Annotated in this window: 12 protein-coding genes and 1 tRNA gene; 5 read left to right on the top strand and 8 right to left on the bottom strand. The window is 70.0% G+C overall.

The window, feature by feature from the left end:
• Positions 1-427: 427 nt before the first annotated feature.
• Positions 428-501 (bottom strand) — tRNA-Gly (locus ZRA01_RS19170).
• Positions 502-592: 91 nt separating this feature from the next.
• Here ZRA01_RS19170 and thiS point away from each other — a divergent pair.
• The 4 genes from thiS to ZRA01_RS19150 all read left to right on the top strand — a co-directional run bounded on the left by thiS (position 593) and on the right by ZRA01_RS19150 (position 2,825).
• Positions 593-823 (top strand): sulfur carrier protein ThiS, encoded by a 231-nt coding sequence (gene thiS / locus ZRA01_RS19165; protein WP_141354981.1) that lies wholly within the window; start codon positions 593-595, stop codon positions 821-823.
• A 52-nt stretch (positions 824-875) separates the two neighbouring features.
• Positions 876-1,661, top strand: coding sequence for a thiazole synthase (locus ZRA01_RS19160; protein ID WP_141354980.1), 786 nt, complete (start codon positions 876-878; stop codon positions 1,659-1,661).
• Positions 1,662-1,861: 200 nt separating this feature from the next.
• Positions 1,862-2,584, top strand: a complete 723-nt coding sequence (gene trmB / locus ZRA01_RS19155; RefSeq protein WP_141354979.1) for a tRNA (guanosine(46)-N7)-methyltransferase TrmB — start codon at positions 1,862-1,864, stop codon at positions 2,582-2,584.
• A gap of 10 nt (positions 2,585-2,594) precedes the next feature.
• A complete protein-coding gene (locus ZRA01_RS19150; RefSeq protein ID WP_141354978.1) occupies positions 2,595-2,825 on the top strand; it encodes a hypothetical protein in 231 nt (76 codons plus the stop codon).
• Positions 2,826-2,839: 14 nt separating this feature from the next.
• On the opposite strand, the gene ZRA01_RS19145 is transcribed toward ZRA01_RS19150, so the two are convergent.
• The 6 genes from ZRA01_RS19145 to ZRA01_RS19120 form a co-directional block, all read right to left on the bottom strand.
• Positions 2,840-4,021, bottom strand: coding sequence for a multidrug effflux MFS transporter (locus tag ZRA01_RS19145; protein ID WP_141354977.1), 1,182 nt, complete (start codon positions 4,019-4,021; stop codon positions 2,840-2,842).
• A 99-nt stretch (positions 4,022-4,120) separates the two neighbouring features.
• On the bottom strand, positions 4,121-5,134 hold the full coding sequence (locus tag ZRA01_RS19140) for a nucleoid-associated protein (RefSeq protein WP_141354976.1): 1,014 nt from the start codon (positions 5,132-5,134) through the stop codon (positions 4,121-4,123).
• A gap of 127 nt (positions 5,135-5,261) precedes the next feature.
• Positions 5,262-5,474, bottom strand: a complete 213-nt coding sequence (locus ZRA01_RS19135; RefSeq protein WP_141354975.1) for a hypothetical protein — start codon at positions 5,472-5,474, stop codon at positions 5,262-5,264.
• Between the two features lie 13 nt (positions 5,475-5,487).
• Positions 5,488-5,859, bottom strand: a complete 372-nt coding sequence (locus ZRA01_RS19130) for a diacylglycerol kinase (RefSeq protein WP_141354974.1) — start codon at positions 5,857-5,859, stop codon at positions 5,488-5,490.
• Between the two features lie 20 nt (positions 5,860-5,879).
• Positions 5,880-6,677, bottom strand: a complete 798-nt coding sequence (locus ZRA01_RS19125) for an alpha/beta fold hydrolase (protein ID WP_141354973.1) — start codon at positions 6,675-6,677, stop codon at positions 5,880-5,882.
• A gap of 34 nt (positions 6,678-6,711) precedes the next feature.
• Positions 6,712-7,206, bottom strand: a complete 495-nt coding sequence (locus ZRA01_RS19120; protein ID WP_141354972.1) for a flavin reductase family protein — start codon at positions 7,204-7,206, stop codon at positions 6,712-6,714.
• A gap of 111 nt (positions 7,207-7,317) precedes the next feature.
• Here ZRA01_RS19120 and mutY point away from each other — a divergent pair, with 111 nt between their 5' ends.
• The gene (gene mutY, locus ZRA01_RS19115; protein WP_141354982.1) at positions 7,318-8,361 is read left to right on the top strand and encodes an A/G-specific adenine glycosylase; all 1,044 of its coding nucleotides are present in this window, start codon (positions 7,318-7,320) and stop codon (positions 8,359-8,361) included.
• Positions 8,362-8,370: 9 nt separating this feature from the next.
• On the opposite strand, the gene ZRA01_RS19110 is transcribed toward mutY, so the two are convergent.
• The coding region (locus ZRA01_RS19110; RefSeq protein ID WP_141354971.1) for an LON peptidase substrate-binding domain-containing protein at positions 8,371-8,797 on the bottom strand (427 nt) is incomplete at its 5' end.

Genomic DNA, 8,797 nt, shown 5'->3' with positions numbered 1-8,797 from the left:
CTCCAGAAGGCCGGAATCACGGCCTTCTGACGCCCGAAATGGGCCGAATCGTCGCTGCCGGAGGCGATTCGAGGCAAAGGCGAGGTGACACCAGCGAAGAAAACGGTGGTTTGCCGAAGAAACGGAACAGGATTCGGTCGCGATCATCGTTGCGCGGCGGGATTTACTGAAAACCTTGGGTTATTCGAGGTGCCCAGTCGATGTCTTACGCTTACTCTGCTGTTGCGAGTGACCTCCAGCCTAAGGCGGGCCTTTGCGGTAGCTGTCTTGGCTGATTTGGCCGATGAGCAGCCACTTTGGAAAGAGCTTGATGGAGCTAGACCGAACCCTACCCACTTCCGACCAGACATCGACCAGACAACAAAAAAGCCAACCGCTCCCGGTTGGCTTTTTCTTTTGCAGATCAACGACCTGCCGGAATTCGATGTGGAGCGGGCGATGGGAATCGAACCCACGGCATCAGCTTGGGAAGCTGAGGTATTACCATTATACGACGCCCGCTCTGAGAGCCGCGATTGTACGCAGAGCGGGGGCGGAGGGCAACCGGGAGGCGTGGTAAACTCGCGGCCCACGTGTTTTTACTGGCGGTGCCATGTCTTCTGCTGCGACCTCTTCCGCGTCGGTTTCGCTGACGATCAACGGTGAAGCCCGCTCCCTCGCGGCGCCGGCCACGGTGGCTTCGCTGCTAGAGGCCATGAACCTTGCCGGCAAGCGTGTGGCAGTAGAGCGCAACGGCGACATCGTGCCGCGCGGGCTGCACGCAGCCACGGCGCTGGCCGACGGCGACCGCCTCGAGATCGTCGTCGCGGTGGGCGGCGGCTGAGGCCGGCCCGCTCCACGCTCCCGATCCAACCCTCACTTTTACAGGCGCTTCGATGGACGATTTGCTGACGATTGCAGGCAAGAGCTATTCCTCCCGGCTGCTGGTGGGCACCGGCAAGTACAAGGATTTCGCCGAGACCCGGGCGGCCATCGACGCCAGCGGCGCCGAGATCGTCACGGTGGCGATCCGCCGCACCAACATCGGCCAGGACCCGAACGCCCCGAGCCTGCTCGATGCGCTGCCGCCGTCGCGCTTCACCTATCTGCCCAACACCGCCGGCTGCTACACCGCCGACGACGCGGTGCGCACCCTGCGCCTCGCCCGCGAGCTGCTCGACGACCACCGGCTGGTGAAGCTTGAGGTGCTGGGCGACCCGCACACCCTCTTCCCCAACATGCCCGAGACGCTGAAGGCGGCGGCGGTGCTGGTGAAGGAGGGCTTCGAGGTGATGGTTTACTGCGCCGACGACCCGATCCAGGCCAAAATGCTCGAAGACATCGGCTGTGTGGCGGTGATGCCGCTGGCGTCCTTGATCGGCTCGGGCATGGGCATCCTCAACCCCTGGAACGTGCAGCTGGTGCGCGACGCGGTGAAGGTGCCGGTGCTGGTGGATGCCGGCGTGGGCACCGCGTCCGACGCCGCCATCGCGATGGAGCTGGGCTGCGACGGGGTGCTGATGAACACCGCGATCGCCCTGGCCAAAGACCCGGTCAAGATGGCCGGCGCCATGAAGAAGGGCGTCGAGGCCGGCCGCGAGGCCTGGCTGGCCGGCCGGATGCCCAAGAAGTTCTACACCGCCAGCCCGAGCTCGCCGACCAGCGGGCTGATCGGCAGCTGAGCGAGGCAGGGGCCCGCGTAGGCTATAGGTGCGGCTTCAGCCGCACTCCGCACGGAAATCAGGGTGGATCCCCGATTTGACCTCTGCGTGCGGCTGAAGCCGCACCTACACGACGCCAAGCCACCCAAGAGCCGCGCAGATTCTTTCCATTTTTCACGGCGCACCCACGGATGCGCCGTTATCGTTTTACGGATTTCCCCATGACTGACGAACACCAGCCCGACGCCACCGACGAGCAGCCCGCCAGCGGCCGGCTCACCTCCCAGTCGATCCGCAGCTTCGTGCTGCGCCAGGGCCGCATGTCGGACGCGCAGCACCGCTTTCTGGACGAGATGATGCCCAAGGTCGGCGTGGCCTACCGCCCCGAGCCGGTGGACCTCAACGCGGTGTTCGGCCGCCAGGCGCCACACATCGTCGAGATCGGCTTCGGCATGGGCCAGTCCACGGCGGTGATCGCCCAGGCCCGGCCGGCCGAGGACTTCCTCGGCATCGAGGTGCACGCGCCGGGCGTCGGCAGCCTGTGCAAGCTGATCGACGAAGGCGGCATCACCAACCTGCGCATCGTCCAGCACGACGCCGTCGAGGTGCTGCGCGACATGATCCCCGAGGGCTCGCTGGCCGGCGTGCACATCTATTTCCCCGACCCGTGGCCCAAGAAGCGCCACCACAAGCGCCGGCTGGTGCAGGGCCCCTTCGTCAAGCTGATCGCCTCGCGCCTGGCCCCCGGCGGCTACCTGCACTGCGCCACCGACTGGGAGGAATACGCCCAGCAGATGCTCGAAGTGCTCGGCGCCGAGCCGCTGCTCGCCAACAGCGCCGACGGCTACGCGCCCAAGCCCGACTATCGCCCCCTCACCAAGTTCGAGAACCGCGGCATCAAGCTCGGCCACGGGGTGTGGGACCTGGTCTTCAAGCGCGTCTAAGGAGCCCGCGATGGCACTCAAACGCCTCCCCGCCGGGGCCTGGCTGCTGGGCGTGCCGGGCCTGCTGTGCCTCGTCGCCGGGGCGCTGCTGCTGGCCGGCTTCGGTTCCAGCCTGCACCCGCTGCTGCAGGAGTCCGGCGCCGGGCTGGTGATGATCGTGTCGGGCGTCGCGCTGGTGGGCAGCGCGGCGTTTCCGCTGGTGCTGGCCGAGCTGGCGGCCAAGGACAAACCGCAGGGCTGAAGCCCCCTATCTGGCTAGGCCCGCCCGAGGCGGGGAACCCAGCCCCAGGCTACCGCCGCCACCGCCACGCTCCAGCCACCCACGCCCAGCACCATCGGCAGCGCCGTGCCGTCCATCAGGGCGCCCACCAGGCTGCCCGAGGCAAAGGCGACCAGCATCATCAGGCAGCCCGACAGCGCCGACGCCGCGCCGGCCACCTTGGGGAAGGGCGCCACCGCGCCGCTCTGCCCGCAGGGCTGGTTGATGCCGTGGCCGACGTTGAAGATGCAGGCCGGGATCAAGATAGCCCACACGTTGCTCACCCCGGCCAGCGCCAGCCCGGCCATCAGCCCGCCACCGCACAGGCTGAACAGCCCGCCGATGCGCAGCGCGCGCACCACCCCGCCGTGCAGGATCAGGTAGCGGCACAGCACCGTGCCCTTGATGTAAAAGATCATCATCACCAGCAGCACCACGCCGTAGTAGCGCGGCGCCACGCCGAGGATGCGGATGAACACGTAAGACGAGGCCGACAGGAAGCAGAACAGCCCGCCGAACGAGCAGGCGCTGAGCAGCGCGAAGGCCCAGAAATCGCCATTGCCGAGGATGCCGCCGGCCGTGCGCGCCAGCACCCGCGGGCGCAGGGCGTTGGCGTCGCGCACCGGCAGGGTCTCCTGAAAGTACCGGGCCACCACGAACAGGATGATCGCGCCCAGCACGACCAGCATGGCCAGCGTGGCGCGCCAGCCCAGCCCCTCGGCGATCAGCCCGCCGACCAGGGGGCCCAGGCAGGCGCTGAAACCCAGGCCGGTAAGGCCCTTGCTCATCGCCCGGGCGCCCTCGGTGGGCGAGAAGTAGTCGCGCACGATGGCCCGGGCGCACACCGTGCCGGCGCCCATGCACGCCCCCTGCAGCGCCCGCCACACCACCAGCGCCTCGATGCTGCCCGCCAGCGCGCTGCCGAGCGCCGCGAGCACGTAGCCCGCCAGCCCCGCCAGCAGCACCGGGCGCCGCCCATAGCGGTCCGACACCGGCCCCCACACGAGCTGTGACACGCCAAAAGCCAGCAGCAGCGCGGTGAGGCTGAGCTGGGCGCGGGGCAGCGTGGTGCCCAGGCTGTCGGTGAGGGCGGGCAGCGCCGGCAGGTAGAGGTCGGAGGTGAGCGGCTGCATGCCGAGCAGCAGCGAGAGGATCAGGATGACCAGGGGTGGCGTCATGGGCGGGGATGAACGGTGAATCCGGCGCCGCGCGGGTGAGGCGCGGCAAGATGGGCGCGCCGCCGGGCAAGGGCTCGGCGGCGGGCGGCAGGCCCGCGCTTACTCGTCCAGCAGCAGCTGGCGGAGTTTTTCCGGGATGTTGGAGAGCACCAGGGTGTTGCTTTCCTTGTCGTAGTGCACGCTGCCGCCGCGCAGGCTGCTGCGCTCGAACTCCAGCTTCCAGTCGGCCGCGCTGGCCTTGAAGCGGATCAGCGGGCGCAGCGCGCGCTTGTCGGGCACGAAGCCGGTGGCGAGGTCGAGCGCCTCGTTCTGCAGGGTTTCGGCGAGGCGGGCCGGCGCGTCGGGGAAGATCTGCGCGGCCACCGCCTGCAGGCTGAGCGGGTCGCCCCGCTCGCCCATCTCTTCGAGCACCAGGTGGGCGCGCTCCATCAGTTCGTCGCGCTGGGGCGCCTCGAGCTGCTGGGTGTCGGCGAAGTGGCCGATGGTCTCGACGAGCTTCTTGGTTTCTTTAAGGGCGATCACCACGTCGGTGCAGCCCAGGAAGCGCTTGAACCAGCCGGCCACGTCGCCACGCCCCTTCAGGAAGCTGATGTAGCGCTCGGCGCCGGCCTGCCAGGCGCTGATGTCGATGCGCCCGGCCACCTGCAGCCCGGCCATGTCGAGGTGCGGGCTGTCGAGGATGCTGAGCCCGTCGCCGATCACCGTGCCCAGGGTCTCCTGCAGCAGGGCCACGTACAGGCAGTCGGCGCCGAACACGGTGGCGCGGGCGAACAGCACGTAGCCGCCCTCCTCCACCTTGTCCTCGTCGATGCGCTGCTGCAGGTGGCCGAGCATCTCGCGGGACAGGCCGGCAAAGTCGAGGCTGCCCTCGATGGCGTGGGCGCGCACCCAGTGGGCCATCGGAAAGTTGCCCTCGTCGCGCTCGAAATGCCCGAAGCCCTTGCCCGGCCGCTCGGCCAGGTGGCGGCACAGGCGCTCCATGAGGCGCACGGCGGCATCGTCGAGGGGGTTGGCCTGGGGCCGCAGCTCGACCCGCGACGGCGCCCCGTCACCGGGAACCAGGCGGTGGATGACGAGGTGGGAAATGGCGTGGGTGGCGCTGGCCTGGTTCATGGGGAGACGTCCGGAAGGTCGAAGGGGCCGGATTTTCGCACGGGGGCGCGCTCAAGGATACGCAGGGCCCGCCCCAAGCCTCCTCGCACCACGCGGCGGGCGGGGCGAGGCCCAGCCCGGGCGGCACTCAGAACCTCAGCGCCTTGCGCTTGCCCGGCAGCTGCGCGAGCTGGGCCCGGCGCAGCTGGTTGGGCGACAGGGGCTTGCCGGCGGGCGCCGGGTTGGCAGCGGCGAGCTCCGGCGGGATGTTGGCCCCCACGCCCCGTGGGCAGAAACCGGTGGTGGCGCAGGTGCAGTTAACACAGGGTTTGCGGCCCGGACGGGCGGCGGATGAGGTCATGGTAAAGATATCTTCAGGCAAACAAGACCAGCCCCCACACGGCCGCGGCATTGACGAGGGCGACGAAGACCGCCGCGCTGCCGATGTCCTTGGCGCGTTTGGCCAGGTGGTGCTGATCGAGGGAGATCCGGTCGACGGTGGCTTCGAGGCCGGAATTGAGGAGCTCGACGATGATCACCAGCAGCACGCTGGCGATCATCAGCGCCTTGCCGGTACCGCTGGCCGGCAGCCACAGGGCCAGCGGGATCAGCAGCGCGGCGAGGCGCAGCTCCTGGCGGAAGGCGTCTTCGTTGCGGTAGGCGGCGGCCAGGCCGGCCATCGAGTAAAAGAAGGCGTTGCGCAGGCGGGTCAGGCCGGTCTTGCCTTTGAAGGGGCTCTCGTTCATGGGCGCTGAGCGTGAGGGCTTCAAATGACAGGGATGTGATCGAGGCCGTCGAGAAACTCGCGCACCAGCGCGGTAAAGATGGCGGGCTCCTCGAAGGGGGCCAGGTGGCCGGCGTCGATCTCGCGGTACACGCCGGCCGGCAGGCGCTCGGCCATGCGGCGCACCACCAGGGGCGTAGACACCTTGTCGTGGGTGCCGGCGATCACCAGGGCCGGCACCGCGATGCGTGCCAGCGCCGAGCGCTGGTCGAAGCCCACCACGGCGCGCAGGGCGCGGCGGTAACTGTCGGGCGGGATCTGCTCCATCAGATTGACGGCGTCGTGCACCAGCTCGGCCTCACCGCCCGGGCCGACCATGCCCGGGATCAGATCGATGGCCAGCTCGCGCATGCTGGCGCCTTCGTCGAGCGGGCCGAGGCGTTTGTCCAGGAAGGCCTGCTGCATCGCCCCCGCGCTGGCGCCGAAGGCCGGCGTGCAGCAGGCCAGCACCAGCCCGGCGACGCGCTCGGGGTGCGCGGCGGCGGTCTGCAGCGCGACCATGCCGCCCATGCTGTGGCCGACCAGCACCGCGCGCTCGAGGCCGGCCGCATCGAGCAGCTCGGCCAGCGCGTCGGCATAGGCGCCCATGCCCTCGGGCGTGTCGGGCTCGAAGGGCTCGCTGGCGCCGTAGCCGGGCATGTCCCAGGCCAGCGTGCGCCAGCCGGGCGCGGCCAGCCGGGGCAGCAGCTCCAGCGCGCCGGCGGCGCCGCCGCTGACCCCGTGCAGAAAGACCAGCCCGCGCGCGCCTTCGCCGCTCTCGATCCAGTTGGGCGTGATCATGGGCTTTGCCTGGGGGTTGTGATTGTGGTCGGGCTCAGTCGGCCAGCCGGCGGTAGGCGCCGCCCTGGAAGAGCAGCGGGCGCTTGGCGGCGTCACGCTCGAAGGCCAGCACCTCGCCGATGAAGACGACGTGGTCGCCCCCCGGGTGGCGGGCAAACTGACGGCACTGGAACGACGCGCAGCAGCCCGCCAGAATCGGCACCCCGCCCTCGCCTTCGGTGAACGCGAGGCCGGCGAACTTGTCTTCACCGCGGCTGGCAAAGCGCTGGGAGATGTCCTGCTGATCCTCGGCGAGCACGTTGATCGCGTACACTGCGGCGGTCTCGAAGATCGGCACGCTCGGCAGGTGGCCGGACAGGCTCCACACCACCAGCGGCGGGGCCAGCGAGACGGAGTTGAAGGAGCTCACCGTGAGCCCGACGGGTTCGCCACCCGGGCCGCGGGCGGTGATCACCGTCACGCCGGTGGGGAACATGCCCAGCGTGTCGCGAAAGGCGCGCACGTCCGGGTCATTCTTGTAATCAGTCATGATGGGTGCAACGTGCCCGGCCGCAACGAAGGGCCGGGCATCTTGTTTGGGGGCCTGAATTATCGCCGCCCCGCCGCCCACCGTCGAGAGGAAGCCACTTTGAGCCCCACACTGAACCGCTTCGCCGCCACCCTGGTTGAATGGCAGCGCCACCACGGCCGCCACGACCTGCCCTGGCAGACCCGCGACGCCTACCGGGTGTGGCTGTCCGAGATCATGCTGCAGCAGACCCAGGTGGACACCGTGATCCCCTACTACGGGCGCTTCCTGGCCCGCTTCCCCGACCTGCCCAGCCTGGCCGCCGCGCCGGTGGAAAACGTGCTCACCCTGTGGAGCGGCCTCGGCTACTACGCCCGCGCCCGCAATCTGCACAAGTGCGCCCAGGCGGTGATGGTGCGCCACGGCGGCGTCTTTCCGGCCAGCCCGGCGCTGCTGGCCGAGCTGCCCGGCATCGGCCGCTCCACCGCGGCGGCGATCAGCGCCTTCGCCTACGGCACGCGGGCAGCGATCCTCGACGGCAACGTCAAGCGGGTGCTGGCCCGGGCCTTCGGCATCGAGGGCTTCCCGGGCAACCGCAAGGTGGAGGACGCGATGTGGGCGCTGGCCGACAGCCTGCTGCCCGAGCACGACGTGGACATCTACACCCAGGCCCAGATGGACCTGGGCGCCACCGTGTGCACCCGCGGCCGCCCCGCCTGCGGGCGCTGCCCGCTGGCCGACAGCTGCGTGGCGCTGCGCGACGGGCGGGTGGCCGAGCTGCCCACCCCGCGCCCCAAAAAGGTGGTGCCGGAGCGCCGCGGCCGCTTTGCGGCGATCCTCGCCGGCGGCAGCGTGCTGCTCGAGCGCCGCCCGCCAGCCGGCATCTGGGGCGGCCTGCAGAGCCTGCCCGAGCTGCCCGAGGACGCCGACGCCGCCGACTGGGTGGCCAGCCGCTACGGCCTCGCGGTGCAGCGCGTCGCGCCGCTGCCCCCGTTTCGCCACGTGTTCACCCACTTCGCGCTGGATCTGCTGCCAGAGGCCGTCGAGGTAACCGCGCCGGCTGCCAGCGCCGGCGAGCCCGGCGTGGCCTGGCATCCGCTGGACCGGCTGGCCGACGCCGCGCTGCCGGCGCCGATCCGCAAGCTGCTGGAGCAGCTGGTACAGGGGCAGCTGTAAGGCGCGCGCCTACGCCCCCAGCAGATTGTGCTGCCTCAGATACTGGTGAATGATCTCCAGCCGCGACAGCGTGTCGTCGAGCTCCAGCAGGCGCTGGCGGGCGAGGCTGGGGATGGGCAGGATCTCCGCCAGCCGGTAGCCCACCCAGGTCGCGTCGTCGAAGCGGTGGGGCTCGGGGAACGATGCGGTGCCGGTGTCAGCGATGATCGCCTCGAGCAGCGGCAGCGCGCCCTTCAGGGCCTCCGGCACCGGCTGGGGCGCGGGCTCGGGGAGCGGCACCACGCGGGCCGTCTGCAGGCGGTCGCGCTGAAGCGTGCGCTCGACGATGCGGAAACGCTCGCCGCCCACCGTCTTGATGAAGAGCAGGCCGGGCTGGGACATGTCCCAGTCGACGATGCGGGCGATGGTGCCCAGCCCGTGGGGCACCGCCGGTTCC

The organism is Zoogloea ramigera, assembly GCF_006539865.1.
Lineage (GTDB): Bacteria > Pseudomonadota > Gammaproteobacteria > Burkholderiales > Rhodocyclaceae > Zoogloea > Zoogloea ramigera.
The sequence above is the reverse complement of the archived record's forward strand: the minus strand, read 5'-3'. Positions and strand labels throughout refer to the sequence as shown.